Below are 17303 nucleotides of genomic sequence, written 5' to 3' on the forward strand. Positions count from 1 at the left end.
GAAAAAGATATTTCTTTTGAGAAAGGAAAAAGATGAGCAACATTTCAACTGATTTGCAAGATGTAGAAAAAATCATCGTTTTGGACTATGGTAGCCAATACAACCAGCTGATTTCACGCCGTATCCGTGAGATTGGTGTTTTTTCAGAACTAAAGAGCCATAAAATTTCAGCTGCGGAAGTTCGTGAAATCAACCCTATAGGAATTATCCTTTCAGGTGGTCCAAACTCTGTATACGAAGATGGATCATTCGATATTGACCCAGAAATCTTCGAACTTGGCATTCCTATTTTGGGAATTTGCTACGGTATGCAGTTGTTGACCCATAAACTTGGAGGAAAAGTGGTTCCCGCAGGTGATGCTGGAAATCGTGAATATGGTCAATCAACCCTAACTCACACACCATCAGCGCTTTTTGAATCAACACCTGATGAGCAGACTGTTTTGATGAGCCATGGTGATGCAGTTACCGAGATTCCTGCTGACTTTGTTCGTACAGGTACATCAGCTGACTGCCCATACGCAGCCATCGAAAACCCAGATAAACACATTTACGGTATCCAATTCCACCCAGAAGTTCGTCACTCTGTATACGGTAATGACATCCTTCGTAACTTTGCCCTTAACATCTGTAAAGCTAAAGGCGATTGGTCAATGGATAACTTCATTGACATGCAGATCCAAAAAATCCGTGAAATAGTTGGAGATAAACGTGTCCTTCTTGGCCTATCAGGTGGAGTTGACTCATCTGTAGTTGGAGTTCTTCTCCAAAAGGCTATTGGCGATCAATTGATCTGTATCTTTGTAGACCACGGTCTTCTTCGTAAAGGAGAAGCAGACCAAGTTATGGACATGCTTGGTGGTAAGTTTGGTTTGAATATCGTCAAAGCAGATGCTGCAAAACGTTTCCTTGACAAACTTGCTGGCATTTCTGACCCTGAACAAAAACGTAAAATCATCGGTAATGAATTTGTCTATGTATTTGATGACGAAGCAAGCAAGCTCAAAGATGTGAAATTCCTTGCTCAAGGTACCTTATATACAGACGTTATCGAGTCTGGTACAGATACAGCTCAAACTATCAAGTCACACCACAACGTGGGTGGTCTTCCAGAAGACATGCAGTTTGAATTGATCGAACCACTCAACACTCTCTATAAAGACGAAGTTCGTGCCCTTGGTACAGAGCTTGGCATGCCAGACCATATCGTATGGCGCCAACCATTCCCAGGACCAGGACTTGCTATCCGTGTCATGGGAGAAATCACTGAAGAAAAACTAGAAACAGTTCGTGAGTCAGACGCTATTCTTCGTGAGGAAATTGCCAAAGCTGGTCTTGACCGCGATATCTGGCAATACTTCACTGTTAACACAGGAGTTCGTTCAGTTGGTGTAATGGGTGACGGTCGTACGTATGACTACACGATTGCAATCCGTGCTATCACTTCTATCGATGGTATGACTGCTGACTTTGCCAAAATTCCTTGGGAAGTGCTTCAAAAAATCTCAGTACGTATCGTAAATGAAGTGGATCACGTTAACCGTATCGTCTACGATATTACAAGTAAACCACCTGCAACAGTTGAGTGGGAATAGTCATCTAAGGACTAATTTATGTAGTTTAACGAGCCAGTATCTTTGTTTACTATATCTGGATTTTTGATTACTTGCTAAGACTAGGTTAATTTTCGACAAATTAACAGTTAGTTTGCAAGCCTTAAAATATTAGAATTGTCAAAACAATCTGTCTAGGCTTGATTTTATCACTTATTTGCTATAAAATGAGAAGGAAAAACGTCAAACTTTTATATTGCAAATAGGAGAAAACATGACAAAAACATTAAAACGTCCTGAGGTTTTATCACCTGCAGGGACTTTAGAGAAGCTAAAAGTAGCTGTTCAGTATGGGGCAGATGCTGTATTTATCGGTGGTCAGGCCTATGGTCTTCGTAGCCGTGCAGGTAATTTCACCTTTGAACAGATGGAAGAAGGCGTGCAGTTTGCGGCTAAGTATGGAGCTAAGGTCTATGTAGCTGCCAACATGGTGATGCACGAAGGAAATGAAGAGGGTGCTGGTGAGTGGTTCCGTAAACTACGTGATATCGGCATTGCAGCAGTTATCGTATCTGACCCAGCCTTGATTATGATTGCAGCGACAGAAGCGCCTGGTCTTGAAATCCACCTCTCTACCCAAGCAAGTGCCACTAACTATGAAACTCTTGAGTTTTGGAAAGAACTGGGCTTAACTCGTGTTGTTTTGGCGCGTGAGGTTTCAATGGAAGAATTGGCAGAAATTCGCAAACGCACAGATGTTGAGATTGAAGCCTTTGTCCATGGAGCCATGTGTATTTCTTACTCTGGTCGTTGTACCCTTTCTAACCACATGAGTATGCGTGATGCCAACCGTGGTGGATGTTCTCAGTCTTGCCGTTGGAAGTACGACCTTTACGATATGCCATTTGGGAAAGAACGCAAGAGCTTGAAAGGTGAGATTCCTGAAGAATTTTCAATGTCGGCCGTTGATATGTCTATGATTGACCATATTCCAGATATGATTGAAAATGGTGTAGACAGTCTCAAAATCGAAGGTCGTATGAAGTCTATTCACTACGTATCAACAGTAACCAACTGCTACAAGGCGGCTGTGGATGCATATCTTGAAAGTCCTGAAAAGTTTGAAGCGATCAAACAAGACTTGGTGGATGAGATGTGGAAGGTTGCCCAACGTGAATTAGCAACAGGTTTCTACTATGGTACACCATCTGAAAATGAGCAGTTATTCGGTGCTCGTCGTAAAATTCCTGAGTATAAGTTTGTTGCTGAAGTCGTTTCTTATGATGATGCGACACAAACAGCAACTATTCGTCAACGGAATGTCATTAACGAAGGCGACCAAGTTGAGTTTTATGGCCCAGGTTTCCGTCATTTTGAAACTTATATCGAAGATTTGCATGATGCAAAAGGCAATAAAATCGATCGGGCTCCAAATCCAATGGAACTCTTGACAATCAAGGTTCCTCAACCTGTTCAAGCAGGAGACATGGTTCGAGCTCTCAAAGAAGGCCTCATCAATCTCTACAAAGAAGATGGAACCAGTGTCACAGTTCGAGCTTAAGAAAGGAAAAGGAAATGACAGAGGCACAGGGTTTCTTAGTAGATAAGCAAACAAGATGTATTCATTATCATAGCAAATTGGATATTATTGCTTTACAATGCTTTGACTGTAAAAAGTACTATGCTTGTTATCGGTGTCATGATTCATTAGAAAATCACCCTTTTGAGCCCTATCCCTTATCTTTGATACAGGATAAGCATATTTTATGTGGTGTTTGTCTAAAACTACTAACGTATAAGCAATATAAAGAAAGCTTAAGTTGCCCCTTTTGTTTTTCTCGCTTTAATCCAGGTTGCCAAAATCATAAGGAACGCTATTTTAAATAGCAAATCATCTAGTTTTGAAGTAGTCTAAAACTCAATTCCAAGAGAAAATGAAGTAAATATTCTTATAATAAACTGTATAGTATCAAGTTTTTCAATACTTTATACTATACAGTTTTTTGATTTTCAAGCCTTTTTGCTCAGCATCTTTTCAGTATTTTTCAGAAAGGTCTAGATAATGGACGGATTTATTACATATTATTTCCAAAGTTTTCTATATAATAGACTCAAAAATAGTAAAATTGTAAATAATTTTCATTAAACGCTTTCAATGTTAGTAAAAAGTTGACAAATCCAATTTTTAGGACTAAACTAAGTAAGTAAATTTTAATTAAAAGGAGAATTCGTCATGAATTTAACATTTTTTGGTCTATGTCTTGCCTGTATGGGTGTATCTCTTGGTGAAGGGTTATTGATGAATGGTTTGTTGAAATCAGTAGCTCGCCAACCAGATATTATCGCTGAGTTTCGTAGCTTGATGTTTTTAGGGGTTGCCTTTATTGAAGGAACTTTCTTCGTAACTCTTGTCTTCTCATTTATTATTAAATAACGAAATATAAATTGGAGAAGGGAGAATGTTAGATGGAAGAAAGTATCAATCCAACCATCAATATTGGTCCTGTTACCTTTGATTTAACTTTGACAGCCTTGACTTTGCTGTCTGTGTTTCTGATTTTTGCATTTATCTATTGGGCAAGTCGTAATATGACCTTGAAACCCAAAGGTAAACAAAATGTACTAGAGTATCTCTATGATTTTGTAATTGGATTTACAGAACCTAACCTTGGTTCCCACTACATAAAAGATTACTCACTCTTTTATTTATGTTTATTTCTTTTTATGGTTATCGCCAATAACCTTGGTTTGATGGCGAAACTTCAAACAACAGATGGAACAAACCTTTGGACATCGCCAACTGCAAATCTTTCATTTGACCTTGTCTTGTCTTTCTGTATTATTGTGATGGCGCATATTGAGGGGATTCGTCGTCGTGGGATTAAACAATACCTAAAAGGTTTTGTAACTCCTGCATTTATGACACCGATGAATCTACTTGAAGAAGTCACGAATTTCCTTTCTCTTGCTTTGCGGATTTTTGGGAATATCTTTGCAGGTGAAGTAATGACAAGCTTGCTTCTATTACTTTCACATCAGGCTATTTTTTGGTATCCAATCGCATTTGGGACAAACTTAGTTTGGACTGCATTTTCCGTGTTCATTTCTTGTGTACAGGCCTATGTCTTTACACTATTATCCTCTATGTACCTAGGAAATAAAATTAATGATGAAGAGTAGAAAGGAGTAACTGATGCACGTAACAGTAGGTGAATTAATTGGTAATTTTATTTTAATCGCTGGCTCTTTTATCCTTTTGCTAGTCTTGATTAAAAAATTTGCATGGTCTAATATTACAAGCATTTTCGAAGAAAGAGCTGAAAAAATTGCTTCAGATATTGACAGAGCCGAAGAAGCACGTCAAAAAGCAGAAGTATTGGCTCAAAAACGCGAAGATGAATTGGCTGGTAGCCGTAAAGAAGCTAAGACAATCATTGAGAATGCGAAAGAAACAGCTGAGAAAAGTAAGGCTAGTATTTTAGCAGATGCTAAAATAGAAGCAGGACGCTTAAAAGAAAAAGCAAACCAAGAAATTGCTCAAAACAAAGCTGAAGCTTTACAAAGCGTTAAGGGTGAGGTGGCAGATTTGACAATCAGCTTGGCTGGTAAAATCATCTCACAAAACCTTGATGGTCATGCCCATAAAGAACTCATTGATCAGTATATCGATCAGCTAGGAGAAGCTTAATGGACAAGAAAACAGTAAAGGTAATTGAAAAATACAGCATGCCTTTTGTCCAATTGGTACTTGAAAAAGGAGAAGAAGACCGTATCTTTTCAGACTTGACTCAAATCAAGCAAGTTGCTGAAGAAACGGGTTTACCTTCTTTTTTAAAAAAAGTGGCAGTAGACGAGTCTGATAAGGAAAAAACGATTGCTTTCTTCCAAGACTCTGTGTCACCTTTATTGCAAAACTTGATCCAGGTTCTTATCTACAATCACAGAGCAAACCTCTTTTATGATATTCTTGTAGATTGCTTGAACCGACTTGAAAAAGAAACAAATCGATTTGAAGTGACGATTACGTCTGCTCATCCTCTAACTGATGAACAGAAGAGTCGCTTGCTCCCTTTGATTGAGAAAAAAATGTCTCTGAAAGTAAGGAGTGTAAAAGAACAAATCGATGAAAGTCTCATTGGTGGTTTTGTCATTTTTGCCAATCACAAGACAATTGATGTGAGTATTAAACAACAACTTAAAGTTGTTAAAGAAAATTTGAAATAGAAAGTGGTGTTCTTTTGGCAATTAACGCACAAGAAATCAGCGCTTTAATTAAGCAACAAATTGAAAATTTCAAACCTAATTTTGATGTGACTGAAACAGGTGTTGTAACCTATATCGGGGACGGTATCGCGCGTGCTCACGGCCTTGAAAATGCCATGAGTGGTGAGTTGTTGATTTTTGAAAACGGCTCTTATGGTATGGCTCAAAACTTGGAGTCAACAGACGTCGGTATTATCATCCTAGGTGACTTTACAGATATCCGTGAAGGCGATACAATCCGCCGTACAGGGAAAATCATGGAAGTCCCAGTAGGTGAAAGTCTGATTGGTCGTGTTGTGGATCCGCTTGGTCGTCCAGTTGACGGTCTTGGAGAAATCCACACTGATAAAACTCGTCCAGTAGAAGCGCCAGCTCCTGGTGTTATGCAACGTAAGTCTGTATCAGAACCATTGCAAACTGGTTTGAAAGCTATTGACGCCCTTGTTCCGATTGGTCGTGGTCAACGTGAGTTGATTATCGGTGACCGTCAGACAGGAAAAACAACCATTGCGATTGATACAATCTTGAACCAAAAAGGTCAAGATATGATCTGTATCTATGTTGCGATTGGACAAAAAGAATCAACAGTTCGTACGCAAGTAGAAACACTACGTCAGTACGGTGCCTTGGATTACACAATCGTTGTGACAGCCTCTGCTTCACAACCATCTCCATTGCTCTTCCTAGCTCCTTATGCTGGGGTTGCTATGGCGGAAGAATTTATGTACCAAGGTAAGCATGTTTTGATCGTTTATGATGATCTTTCAAAACAAGCGGTAGCTTATCGTGAACTGTCTCTCTTGCTTCGTCGTCCGCCAGGTCGTGAAGCCTTTCCAGGGGATGTTTTCTACCTTCACAGCCGTTTGCTTGAGCGCTCAGCTAAAGTTTCTGATGAACTTGGTGGTGGATCTATTACAGCCCTACCATTTATCGAGACACAAGCAGGAGATATCTCAGCCTATATCGCAACCAACGTGATTTCAATCACTGATGGACAAATCTTCCTTGGTGATGGTCTTTTCAATGCAGGTATTCGTCCAGCCATCGATGCGGGTTCATCTGTATCTCGTGTAGGTGGTTCTGCACAAATCAAAGCCATGAAGAAGGTTGCTGGTACACTTCGTATCGACCTTGCTTCATACCGTGAGTTGGAAGCCTTCACTAAGTTTGGTTCTGACTTGGATGCGGCAACACAGGCTAAGTTGAACCGTGGACGTCGTACAGTTGAAGTTTTGAAACAACCTGTTCACAAACCATTACCTGTTGAGAAACAAGTAACCATTCTCTATGCTTTGACACATGGTTTCTTAGACACTGTTCCAGTAGATGATATTGTTCGTTTCGAGGAAGAGTTCCATGCCTTCTTTGACGCTCAACATCCAGAGATTTTGGAAACCATTCGTGATACAAAAGACTTGCCAGAAGAAGCAGTCTTGGATGCTGCGATTACAGAGTTTCTCAATCAATCCAGCTTCCAATAAGAATAGAGGTGTCAGATGGCAGTATCTCTAAATGATATTAAAACAAAAATCGCCTCAACAAAAAATACGAGTCAAATCACTAATGCCATGCAAATGGTATCAGCTGCTAAGCTTGGTCGCTCTGAAGAAGCTGCTCGCAACTTTCAAGTATACGCTCAAAAAGTTCGCAAGCTCTTGACAGATATCCTTCATGGTAATGGAGCTGGTGGTTCAACCAATCCCATGTTGATTAGCCGTCCAGTTAAGAAGACAGGCTATATCGTCATCACTTCAGACCGTGGTTTAGTTGGAGGTTATAATTCCTCTATTCTGAAAGCCGTTATGGAGTTGAAGGAAGAATACCATCCAGATGGTAAAGGTTTTGAAATGATCTGTATTGGTGGAATGGGAGCTGATTTCTTTAAGGCTCGCGGTATTCAACCACTTTATGAATTACGTGGCTTGGCGGATCAACCTAGCTTTGATGAAGTTCGAAAGATTATTTCAAAAACAGTTGAAATGTACCAAAATGAACTTTTTGATGAGCTCTATGTCTGCTACAACCACCATGTCAATACGCTAACCAGTCAAATGCGTGTGGAACAAATGCTTCCTATTGTTGACTTGGATCCCAATGAAGCGGATGAAGAGTACAGCTTGACTTTTGAATTGGAAACCAGTCGAGAAGAAATTTTGGAGCAGTTGTTGCCACAGTTTGCAGAAAGTATGATTTACGGTGCCATTATCGATGCCAAGACAGCTGAAAATGCTGCTGGTATGACAGCCATGCAAACAGCGACAGATAATGCTAAGAAAGTCATTAATGATTTGACAATTCAGTATAACCGTGCCAGACAGGCGGCGATTACACAAGAAATTACAGAAATCGTAGCAGGAGCTAGTGCCTTAGAATAGGTTCTAGTCCAGCTCGTATGAAAATGAACTTATACTCAATGAAAATCAAAGAGCAAACTAGGAAGCTAGTCGCAGGTCGCTCAAAACACTGTTTTGAGGTTGCAGATAGAGCTGACGTGGTTTGAAGAAATTTTCGAAGAGTATTAGGACCTAGTTGAGCTAGGGACCGACAGTATCTTATATAGAATAGGAGAAGGAGATGAGTTCAGGTAAAATTGCTCAGGTTATCGGCCCCGTTGTAGACGTCTTGTTTGCAGCAGGGGAAAAACTTCCTGAGATTAACAATGCACTTGTCGTCTACAAAAATGACGAAAGAAAAACAAAAATCGTCCTTGAAGTAGCCTTGGAGTTGGGAGATGGTATGGTCCGTACTATCGCCATGGAATCAACAGATGGGTTGACTCGTGGAATGGAAGTATTGGACACAGGTCGTCCAATCTCTGTACCAGTGGGTAAAGAAACTTTGGGACGTGTCTTCAACGTTTTGGGAGATACCATTGACTTGGAAGCTCCTTTTACAGAAGATGCAGAGCGTCAGCCAATTCATAAAAAAGCTCCAACTTTTGATGAGTTGTCTACCTCTTCTGAAATCCTTGAAACAGGGATTAAGGTTATCGACCTTCTTGCCCCTTACTTAAAAGGTGGCAAGGTTGGACTTTTCGGTGGTGCCGGAGTTGGAAAAACCGTCTTGATCCAAGAATTGATTCACAACATTGCCCAAGAACACGGTGGTATTTCAGTATTTACCGGTGTTGGAGAACGTACTCGTGAGGGGAATGACCTTTACTGGGAAATGAAAGAATCAGGCGTTATCGAGAAAACAGCCATGGTATTTGGTCAGATGAATGAGCCACCAGGAGCACGTATGCGTGTTGCCCTTACTGGTTTGACAATCGCTGAATACTTCCGTGATGTAGAAGGCCAAGACGTGCTTCTCTTTATCGATAATATCTTCCGTTTCACTCAGGCTGGTTCAGAAGTATCTGCCCTTTTGGGTCGTATGCCATCAGCCGTTGGTTATCAACCAACACTTGCTACGGAAATGGGTCAATTGCAAGAGCGTATCACATCAACCAAGAAAGGTTCTGTAACCTCTATCCAGGCTATCTATGTGCCAGCGGATGACTATACTGACCCAGCGCCAGCAACAGCCTTCGCTCACTTGGATTCAACAACCAACTTGGAACGTAAGTTGGTACAATTGGGTATCTACCCAGCCGTTGACCCACTTGCTTCAAGCTCACGTGCCTTGGCACCTGAAATCGTTGGAGAAGAGCACTATGCAGTTGCTGCTGAAGTAAAACGCGTTCTTCAACGTTACCATGAATTGCAAGATATTATTGCTATCCTTGGTATGGATGAACTTTCTGATGAAGAAAAGACCTTGGTTGCTCGTGCCCGTCGTATCCAGTTCTTCTTGTCACAAAACTTCAACGTTGCGGAACAATTCACTGGTCAGCCAGGATCTTATGTCCCAGTTGCTGAAACTGTACGTGGCTTTAAGGAAATCCTTGATGGTAAACATGACCAGTTACCAGAAGATGCCTTCCGTGGTGTAGGTTCTATCGAAGATGTGATTGCAAAAGCTGAAAAAATGGGATTTTAAGAGGTAATCTATGGCTCAGTTAACTGTCCAGATCGTGACACCAGATGGTCTCGTCTATGATCACCATGCCAGCTATGTATCAGTTCGAACTCTGGATGGTGAGATGGGGATCTTGCCACGACATGAAAATATGATTGCGGTTTTAGCAGTTGATGAAGTAAAGGTAAAACGTATTGATGATGAAGATCACGTGAACTGGATTGCAGTAAACGGAGGCGTTATTGAAATTGCCAATAATACCATCACAATCGTTGCGGATTCTGCAGAACGTGCTCGTGATATCGATGTTAGCCGTGCAGAACGTGCCAAGCTTCGTGCGGAGCGCGAAATCGAAGAAGCCCACGAAAAACACTTGATTGACCAAGAGCGTCGTGCTAAGATTGCTTTGCAACGTGCTATTAATCGTATCAATGTCGGAAAAAGACTATAAGAAAAAAATGAACTTGAGTTACCAAGTTCATTTTTTATGTTTTCTTAAGGAGCAAAACTGATGCAGACCGCTTCTGGTACATGGAAGTCGTTGGAAAGTTCTGCTAGACGACCAGTTTCAGGATTGCGTTTAAAGACGGTTGCATTGTCAGAGTCTTGATGGACAGCAATGAGGAATTCTTGGTCTGGTGTCAAATCAAAATCACGTGGAGTCTGACCATGCGTCGGAACGATTTCTAACAACTCTAAGCTACCGTCCGCAAGGATTGTATATACTGCGATAGAATCATGACCACGGTTAGAAGCATAGAGGTATTTACCGTCTTTAGAGAGACGAATAGCAGCAGTTCCATTAAAGCCTTCATAACCGTCTGGTAGAGTTGAAATGACTTGCATGCGTTCAAATTCGCCAACACCATCGTAGATTAGAACCTCGATAGTGCTATTGAGTTCACAAATCAGATAAGCGATTTTATAGTGGTTATGGAAAATGATATGGCGTGAGCCTGCTCCTGGCTGGCTGTGATAGGTATAGAGTTTAGATAATTTCCCTTCTTGATCAAGGTCATAGGTAATGACCTGGTCAGTTCCCAAATCACAAGTCACTAGATAGTGGTCAGGTGTTAAGTCTGTAAAGTGAACATGGGGGGAAGCTTGGTTTTCGTGTGGACCTTGGCCACTATGTTGAACCACATCACTAAGTAGAAGACTGCCATCTTCCTGACGTTTATAAACAAGGACTTGTCCCTTGTGGTAGTTGGCTGCATAAACCAAATTACGCTTTTCATCAACGGAAACATAACAATGGGGAGCTCCCTCTTCAACGACATGATTTAATAAAGTCCCGTTAGTTTGATAGGCTGCAATCCCTCCCTTATAGTCTTGACTACCAACAGTGTATAAATGTTGGTGTTGGTCAAAGGCAAGGTAGGTTGGACTTGGCTCAGTAGCAAAAAGTTCTAGATTTGAAAGCTGACCAGTTTCTGTATCAAAGTCTGCCTTGTAAATCCCTTGGGAAGTACGACGTGTGTAAGTTCCAAAATAAACAGTTTCTTTCATAACTTTACCTCTTTATAAAGATAAGACTATTATATCACAAAATAGATTCACAATATGATATGCAGTACAATTCAATGGTATGTAAGCACTTTAAAAAAGAGTTATTTTTTCCTAAAAATGATATAATGAGAGAACGATAGAAAGGAAGTATTTATGGAGCAAAAAGAGAAACATTTTAGCCTATCTTGGTTTTTTAAGTGGTTTTTGGATAACAAGGCCATTACGGTATTTTTGGTAACCTTATTATTGGGACTCAATCTTTTTATTTTAAGTAAGATTAGTTTTCTATTTTCACCTGTTTTGGACTTTTTGGCAGTTGTGATGTTGCCTGTCATTTTGTCTGGACTGCTATATTATTTGTTAAATCCTATTGTTGATTGGATGGAGATGCATAAGATTAATCGTGTTATAGCTATCAGTATTGTCTTTGTCATCATCGCCATCTTTATCATTTGGGGCTTGGCAGTAGCTATTCCAAATCTGCAGCGTCAGGTCTTAACATTTGCAAGAAATGTTCCAGTCTACCTGGAAGATGCTGATAGGGTTATTGATGATTTGGTCACCAAGCGTTTGCCAGATGATTTCAGACCTCAGTTAGAACAAGTCTTGACAAACTTCTCTAGTCAGGCTACAGTTTGGGCGAGCAAGGTTTCATCTCAGGCAGTCAACTGGGTGAGTGCCTTTATTAGTGGGGCATCTCAAGTGATCGTTGCCTTGATTATTGTCCCTTTCATGCTCTTTTATCTCTTGCGTGATGGGAAAGGATTGCGTCACTATTTGACTCAATTCATGCCAACAAAATTGAAGGAGCCTGTGGGGCAAGTTTTATCAGATGTGAATCAGCAGTTGTCCAACTATGTTCGAGGGCAAGTAACAGTAGCTATTATTGTAGCAGTAATGTTTATCATCTTCTTCAAGATTATCGGTCTACGTTATGCGGTTACGCTGGGTGTTACTGCTGGTATTTTAAATTTGGTTCCTTATCTGGGTAGCTTCCTAGCCATGCTTCCTGCCCTAGTATTGGGCTTGATTGCTGGGCCAGTTATGCTTTTAAAAGTAGTGATTGTCTTTATCGTAGAACAAACTATTGAAGGCCGTTTTGTCTCTCCATTGATTTTGGGAAGTCAATTAAACATCCATCCCATTAATGTTCTCTTTGTTTTGTTAACTTCAGGATCCATGTTTGGAATCTGGGGAGTTTTACTTGGTATTCCGGTTTATGCCTCTGCTAAGGTTGTCATTTCAGCCATTTTCGAATGGTATAAGGTAGTCAGTGGTCTATATGAATTAGAGGGCGAGGAAGTCAAGAGTGAACAATAGTCAACAGATGTTACAGGCTTTGGAGGAGCAAGATTTAGCCAAGGCAGAGCACTATTTCGCCGAAGCTTTAGAAAATGATCCAAGTGACCTTCTTTATGAATTAGCCACTTATCTAGAAGGGATTGGTTTTTATCCTCAGGCCAAGGAGATTTACCTGAAAATCGTAGAAGATTTTCCAGATGTTCATCTTAATCTAGCAGCTATTGCTAGCGAGGATGGTCAAATCGAAGAAGCCTTCGCTTACCTTGAGGAAATCCAAGCTGACAGTAACTGGTATGTTTCGGCTTTGGCACTTAAGGCAGACCTTTACCAGATGGAAGGTTTGACAGATGTGGCGCGTGAGAAATTGCTGGAGGCTTTGACCTATTCAGAGGATCCTCTCTTGATATTGGGTTTGGCAGAGTTGGATAGCGAGTTGGAAAATTACCAAGAGGCTATTCAGGGCTATGCCCAGTTAGATAATCGTACTATTTATGAGCAAACGGGTATTTCTACCTATCAACGGATTGGATTTGCCTATGCCCAGTTAGGGAAATTTGAAACGGCTACAGAGTTTTTGGAAAAAGCCTTGGAGTTAGAATACGATGACCTAACAGCTTTTGAGTTAGCCAGTCTTTACTTTGACCGAGAAGAATACCAAAAGGCCGTCCTCTACTTTAAGCAGCTTGATACCATTTCTCCTGACTTTGAAGGCTATGAGTATGGCTATAGTCAGGCCTTACATAAGGAGCATCAAGTTCAAGAAGCCCTGAGTATCGCTAAGCAAGGCTTGGAGAAAAATCCCTTTGAAACTCGTCTCCTGCTAGCTGCTTCACAATTTTCTTATGAATTGCATGATGCTAGTGGAGCAGAGAACTATCTCCTTACTGCAAAAGAAGACGCTGAGGATACAGAAGAAATCTTACTCCGTCTAGCCACTATCTATCTAGAGCAGGAGCGTTATGAAGACATTCTAGATTTACAAAGTGAGGAGCCAGAAAATCTTTTGACCAAGTGGATGATTGCTCGTTCTTATCAAGAAATGGACGATTTGGATACTGCTTACGACCTTTACCAAGAGTTGGCAGGAGATTTGAAGGACAATCCCGAATTTCTGGAACATTATATCTATCTCTTGCGTGAATTGGGCTACTTTGAGGAAGCAAAAGTCAATGCTCAAGCTTACTTAAAACTGGTTCCAGATGATGTGCAGATGCAAGAACTATTTGAGAGATTGTAAGAATTCATACATTACAGAAAACTGCAAGTTATTTGAAGACAACTGCGGTTTTTTACTGTTTTTTTAAAAAATAAATATGGCTGAGGTTTTATTGCAATGTGACGAGAATTTTTATATAAATCAGGTTAAGATTGTTTCATTAGAAGTATAGAGTTTTGTTTTTATTCCAAAACTCTTATCTTAAAATTTCAAAATCGATTACACACAGTGGGCTACGGCTTGTGTTTTTTGTTTGACAAAATTAAAAAAATGTGTAAGAATAAGAAGAATTGAAAACAGGAAAACTCACCTCCTTTCGATTCGTCAAGCCTTATCGTTAGGCAATGAGGGGGCGGAGAGACGCGCTCGTCAACAGAAGTATCTCATTGGAAATATTGCTCACTTTTTAGTGAGCTTTTTATATAAGGAATAGGAATGAAAAGTAAGAAGTTAAAATTAGGTCAAATTGATTTAAAAATGTGCAAGAATTATGACCTTATTCAAGCGATGGATTATGATTTTAAGACAAAGGAAGTAATGAATAAAGGAAGGTGATTTGCGGTAACTGTTGTCAAAATACAGGGATTGACTTTCTTGATTCCATTTAGAAGTTATATTCCTAAAAAGTATCAGTTGAAGTATAAGCTTAGAAATTCGGCAAAAGCAGGATATGTTGAAGGGTTAGATATTGGTAAAACCTTGATTTTAGAAGAAAAAAGTTATTTACTAAATACAACTTTTCGCCTTCGGAAAATCGAAGATTATTATAAAGTAATGGATAACGATAAAGCTATAATCAATAAGTTAGTGAAAGCTATTATAGATTATAACCGCGTTTTAGAAATAAATGATAGAAACAAACTTGAAGATCCTAAACGCTTTAAATTCTCAACATTCCAGAATTATTCTACTAGATTAAAAGTAATTACAGAAAAAGACTATTTAGAATAGATAATGTTTTCGCAGGCTACGGCTTGTGTTTTTTTTGTTTGACTAAAAATGTGGGTTTAAAATCCAGGAAACATAAATAGGATAGTCAGATTTCAAATCCGTAAAATCATTTTCTTGAAGGAGTAGTCGTTTTGTCAAAAGTAAATACAGTGAAATGACTCATTGATCCTTTTGGAAACTATTAGAATCAAATTGCAAGATTCTCAACTATAGGGGCAAAGATGATTATAAAAATAAATACAAAGATGAATACGATTCTAAAAAATAACAGTAATTGCTGAAAATGATTTTAAAGAAAAAATAAGTAAAAACTCAATTATCAATAAGCAACAGAAAGCATTTGTAAACACCAATCTCTTATGCTATAATAGGAACAATTATTTTAAGGAGGTGTCAGTATGTCTTATTTATTTGAGATATTACCGAGTTTATTGAGCGGTGCAAGCATGACTTTACAGGTTTTTGCACTGGTCTTGATTTTTTCTATTCCCTTGGGCGTTTTGATTGCCTTTGCCTTGCAAGTCCATTGGAAGCCCCTCCATCATCTGATTAACATTTATATCTGGATTATGCGGGGGACACCCTTGCTCTTGCAATTGATCTTTATCTATTATGTACTACCAAGCATTGGGATCCGTTTGGACCGTCTTCCTGCAGCTATTATTGCCTTTGTTCTTAATTATGCAGCTTACTTTGCCGAAATCTTCCGTGGGGGGATTGATACCATTCCTAAAGGTCAATATGAGGCCGCTAAGGTTTTGAAGTTTAGCTCTTTTGACACAGTTCGCTATATTATCTTGCCCCAAGTGACCAAGATTGTTCTTCCTAGTGTCTTTAATGAAGTTATGAGTTTGGTTAAGGATACTTCTTTGGTCTACGCTCTAGGAATTTCAGATCTTATCTTGGCGAGTCGAACAGCTGCCAACCGTGACGCTAGTTTGGTCCCTATGTTCTTGGCAGGAGCCATTTACTTGATTTTGATTGGTATTGTGACCATTCTTGCCAAAAAAGTTGAGAAGAAGTACAGTTACTATAGATAGGAGGCTGCCATGTTAGAATTACGAAATATCAATAAGGGCTTTGGTGAAAAGCAAATTTTATCTAATTTCAGTCTAAAAATTCCTGAAAAGCAAATTCTGGCAATCGTTGGGCCTTCTGGTGGAGGTAAGACAACCCTCTTACGTATGCTTGCAGGTCTTGAAACCATTGATTCAGGGCAAATCTTTTATAATGGAGAACCTTTAGAATTGGATGAACTGGAGAAGCGGAATCTACTGGGATTTGTATTCCAAGATTTTCAACTGTTTCCTCATTTATCAGTTCTAGATAATTTGACCTTATCACCTGTGAAAACAATGGGAATGAATCAGGAAGAGGCTGAGAAGAAGGCGTGTGGACTCTTGGAACAGTTAGGATTGGCAGGACATGCAGAAGCCTATCCCTTCTCGCTATCTGGTGGGCAAAAGCAGCGGGTGGCTTTGGCGCGTGCTATGATGATTGACCCAGAAATCATTGGCTACGATGAACCAACTTCTGCCCTAGATCCAGAATTGCGCTTGGAAGTGGAAAAACTGATCTTGCAAAATAGGGAACTTGGGATGACCCAGATTGTCGTTACCCACGATTTACAATTCGCTGAAAATATCGCAGATCAGATTCTCAAGGTTGAGCCCAAGTAGGAGGTGCCGATGACTAATAAGAAAATTGCTTTAGTATTGGTTTCTCTCCTGACTCTCTTTTTAACGGCCTGTACTCAGAAGGTTAGTGATCCAAAGCAGGATAACTGGGATAAGTATCAAGAGCAGGGTGCCATTACTATTGGTTTTGACAATACCTTTGTACCCATGGGTTTTGAAGAAAAGAATGGCCAATATACAGGCTTTGATATTGACTTAGCACAAGCTGTCTCTGAAAAATTAGGTTTTAAGGTTCAATTTCAACCAATCGACTGGGATATGAAGGAGACGGAACTGCAAAATGGAACCATTGATGCCATCTGGAATGGCTATTCTGCTACTGATGAACGCCGAGAAAAGGTTGCCTTTAGCATTCCATATATGGAAAATCAGCAAGTTCTGGTTGCTAAGAAAAGTCAGCAGATTCGTTCAGTAGAGGATATGAAGGATAAGATTTTGGGAGCCCAAGCAGGTTCCTCTGGTTACTTAGACTTTGAAGCCCAGCCAGATTTACTGAAAAATCGTGTCAAAGACCAGAAGGCTAATCAGTATCAGAGTTTCAATGAAGCCTTGATTGACTTGAAAAATGACCGTATTGATGCCTTGTTGATTGACCGAGTGTATGCTAATTATTACCTCCAGTCTGAGGGGATATTAAATGACTATAATGTCTTTTCAGCTGGATTTGAAAGTGAATCTTTTGCTGTCGGAGTTAGACCAGCTGATAAAAAATTACTGCAAGCTTTAAATCAAGCCTTTGTTGAACTACATCAAGAAGGGAAGTTCCAGAAAATCAGCCAAAAATGGTTTGGAGAAGATGTAGCAACTAAAGAAGTGAAAGAAGGAAAATAGATAAGAAGCCTAGTTTTGTCT

Annotated in this window: 18 protein-coding genes; 17 read left to right on the top strand and 1 reads right to left on the bottom strand. The window is 39.8% G+C overall.

What is annotated here, in order from left to right:
* Positions 1-32: 32 nt before the first annotated feature.
* From guaA to GEZ84_RS00585, 11 genes are all read left to right on the top strand, one after another.
* Complete coding sequence (gene guaA / locus GEZ84_RS00530) at positions 33-1595, top strand: glutamine-hydrolyzing GMP synthase (RefSeq protein ID WP_153222886.1); 1563 nt, start codon at positions 33-35, stop codon at positions 1593-1595.
* Positions 1596-1827: 232 nt separating this feature from the next.
* Positions 1828-3114: a peptidase U32 family protein gene (locus GEZ84_RS00535; RefSeq protein WP_102210931.1), complete on the top strand. Its 1287-nt coding sequence runs from the start codon at positions 1828-1830 to the stop codon at positions 3112-3114.
* A gap of 14 nt (positions 3115-3128) precedes the next feature.
* Positions 3129-3440, top strand: coding sequence for a CHY zinc finger protein (locus tag GEZ84_RS00540; protein WP_153222887.1), 312 nt, complete (start codon positions 3129-3131; stop codon positions 3438-3440).
* Positions 3441-3786: 346 nt separating this feature from the next.
* Complete coding sequence (locus GEZ84_RS00545) at positions 3787-3987, top strand: F0F1 ATP synthase subunit C (protein WP_001054557.1); 201 nt, start codon at positions 3787-3789, stop codon at positions 3985-3987.
* 32 nt (positions 3988-4019) lie between these two features.
* Positions 4020-4733 (top strand): F0F1 ATP synthase subunit A, encoded by a 714-nt coding sequence (gene atpB / locus GEZ84_RS00550; protein ID WP_000392860.1) that lies wholly within the window; start codon positions 4020-4022, stop codon positions 4731-4733.
* A 13-nt stretch (positions 4734-4746) separates the two neighbouring features.
* Entirely contained in the window at positions 4747-5241 is a 495-nt protein-coding gene (gene atpF, locus GEZ84_RS00555) for a F0F1 ATP synthase subunit B (RefSeq protein ID WP_153222888.1), read from the top strand.
* Positions 5241-5777, top strand: coding sequence for a F0F1 ATP synthase subunit delta (locus GEZ84_RS00560; protein ID WP_060806323.1), 537 nt, complete (start codon positions 5241-5243; stop codon positions 5775-5777). The genes atpF and GEZ84_RS00560 overlap by 1 nt, the downstream gene beginning before the upstream one ends.
* Before the next feature lie 14 nt (positions 5778-5791).
* The gene (gene atpA / locus GEZ84_RS00565) at positions 5792-7297 is read left to right on the top strand and encodes a F0F1 ATP synthase subunit alpha (RefSeq protein WP_023942963.1); all 1506 of its coding nucleotides are present in this window, start codon (positions 5792-5794) and stop codon (positions 7295-7297) included.
* Positions 7298-7312: 15 nt separating this feature from the next.
* Positions 7313-8191, top strand: coding sequence for a F0F1 ATP synthase subunit gamma (locus GEZ84_RS00570; protein ID WP_000301217.1), 879 nt, complete (start codon positions 7313-7315; stop codon positions 8189-8191).
* 199 nt (positions 8192-8390) lie between these two features.
* Complete coding sequence (gene atpD / locus GEZ84_RS00580) at positions 8391-9797, top strand: F0F1 ATP synthase subunit beta (RefSeq protein ID WP_000094358.1); 1407 nt, start codon at positions 8391-8393, stop codon at positions 9795-9797.
* A 10-nt stretch (positions 9798-9807) separates the two neighbouring features.
* Positions 9808-10227, top strand: a complete 420-nt coding sequence (locus GEZ84_RS00585) for a F0F1 ATP synthase subunit epsilon (RefSeq protein WP_000068045.1) — start codon at positions 9808-9810, stop codon at positions 10225-10227.
* Between the two features lie 44 nt (positions 10228-10271).
* Here the strand turns inward: GEZ84_RS00585 and GEZ84_RS00590 are convergent, their stop codons facing one another.
* Positions 10272-11285: a lactonase family protein gene (locus GEZ84_RS00590; protein ID WP_153222889.1), complete on the bottom strand. Its 1014-nt coding sequence runs from the start codon at positions 11283-11285 to the stop codon at positions 10272-10274.
* A gap of 153 nt (positions 11286-11438) precedes the next feature.
* On the opposite strand from GEZ84_RS00590, the gene GEZ84_RS00595 reads away from it, so the two are divergent.
* The 6 genes from GEZ84_RS00595 (at position 11439) to GEZ84_RS00620 (ending at position 17282) form a co-directional block, all read left to right on the top strand.
* A complete protein-coding gene (locus GEZ84_RS00595; protein ID WP_153222890.1) occupies positions 11439-12605 on the top strand; it encodes an AI-2E family transporter in 1167 nt (388 codons plus the stop codon).
* A complete protein-coding gene (locus tag GEZ84_RS00600; RefSeq protein ID WP_319946397.1) occupies positions 12595-13824 on the top strand; it encodes a tetratricopeptide repeat protein in 1230 nt (409 codons plus the stop codon). Before GEZ84_RS00595 ends, GEZ84_RS00600 begins: the two co-directional genes overlap by 11 nt.
* Before the next feature lie 573 nt (positions 13825-14397).
* Positions 14398-14754 (top strand): hypothetical protein, encoded by a 357-nt coding sequence (locus GEZ84_RS00605; protein WP_228112999.1) that lies wholly within the window; start codon positions 14398-14400, stop codon positions 14752-14754.
* 398 nt (positions 14755-15152) lie between these two features.
* Positions 15153-15794, top strand: coding sequence for an amino acid ABC transporter permease (locus GEZ84_RS00610; protein ID WP_153222891.1), 642 nt, complete (start codon positions 15153-15155; stop codon positions 15792-15794).
* Between the two features lie 9 nt (positions 15795-15803).
* Positions 15804-16433 (top strand): amino acid ABC transporter ATP-binding protein, encoded by a 630-nt coding sequence (locus tag GEZ84_RS00615; RefSeq protein WP_153222892.1) that lies wholly within the window; start codon positions 15804-15806, stop codon positions 16431-16433.
* Positions 16434-16442: 9 nt separating this feature from the next.
* The gene (locus tag GEZ84_RS00620) at positions 16443-17282 is read left to right on the top strand and encodes an amino acid ABC transporter substrate-binding protein (protein ID WP_153222893.1); all 840 of its coding nucleotides are present in this window, start codon (positions 16443-16445) and stop codon (positions 17280-17282) included.
* Positions 17283-17303: the final 21 nt, after the last annotated feature.

Origin of the sequence: Streptococcus mitis (assembly GCF_009496155.1) — a bacterium.
GTDB classification, from domain to species: domain Bacteria; phylum Bacillota; class Bacilli; order Lactobacillales; family Streptococcaceae; genus Streptococcus; species Streptococcus mitis_BQ.

What these genes read in the sequence shown, in the direction of transcription:
- guaA (WP_153222886.1), top strand. Translation starts at nt 33, where the DNA reads ATGAGCAACATTTCAACTGATTTGCAAGATGTAGAAAAAATCATCGTT.
- GEZ84_RS00535 (WP_102210931.1), top strand. Translation starts at nt 1,828, where the DNA reads ATGACAAAAACATTAAAACGTCCTGAGGTTTTATCACCTGCAGGGACT.
- GEZ84_RS00540 (WP_153222887.1), top strand. Translation starts at nt 3,129, where the DNA reads ATGACAGAGGCACAGGGTTTCTTAGTAGATAAGCAAACAAGATGTATT.
- GEZ84_RS00545 (WP_001054557.1), top strand. Translation starts at nt 3,787, where the DNA reads ATGAATTTAACATTTTTTGGTCTATGTCTTGCCTGTATGGGTGTATCT.
- atpB (WP_000392860.1), top strand. Translation starts at nt 4,020, where the DNA reads ATGGAAGAAAGTATCAATCCAACCATCAATATTGGTCCTGTTACCTTT.
- atpF (WP_153222888.1), top strand. Translation starts at nt 4,747, where the DNA reads ATGCACGTAACAGTAGGTGAATTAATTGGTAATTTTATTTTAATCGCT.
- GEZ84_RS00560 (WP_060806323.1), top strand. Translation starts at nt 5,241, where the DNA reads ATGGACAAGAAAACAGTAAAGGTAATTGAAAAATACAGCATGCCTTTT.
- GEZ84_RS00570 (WP_000301217.1), top strand. Translation starts at nt 7,313, where the DNA reads ATGGCAGTATCTCTAAATGATATTAAAACAAAAATCGCCTCAACAAAA.
- atpD (WP_000094358.1), top strand. Translation starts at nt 8,391, where the DNA reads ATGAGTTCAGGTAAAATTGCTCAGGTTATCGGCCCCGTTGTAGACGTC.
- GEZ84_RS00585 (WP_000068045.1), top strand. Translation starts at nt 9,808, where the DNA reads ATGGCTCAGTTAACTGTCCAGATCGTGACACCAGATGGTCTCGTCTAT.
- GEZ84_RS00590 (WP_153222889.1), bottom strand. Translation starts at nt 11,285, where the DNA reads ATGAAAGAAACTGTTTATTTTGGAACTTACACACGTCGTACTTCCCAA.
- GEZ84_RS00595 (WP_153222890.1), top strand. Translation starts at nt 11,439, where the DNA reads ATGGAGCAAAAAGAGAAACATTTTAGCCTATCTTGGTTTTTTAAGTGG.
- GEZ84_RS00610 (WP_153222891.1), top strand. Translation starts at nt 15,153, where the DNA reads ATGTCTTATTTATTTGAGATATTACCGAGTTTATTGAGCGGTGCAAGC.
- GEZ84_RS00615 (WP_153222892.1), top strand. Translation starts at nt 15,804, where the DNA reads ATGTTAGAATTACGAAATATCAATAAGGGCTTTGGTGAAAAGCAAATT.
- GEZ84_RS00620 (WP_153222893.1), top strand. Translation starts at nt 16,443, where the DNA reads ATGACTAATAAGAAAATTGCTTTAGTATTGGTTTCTCTCCTGACTCTC.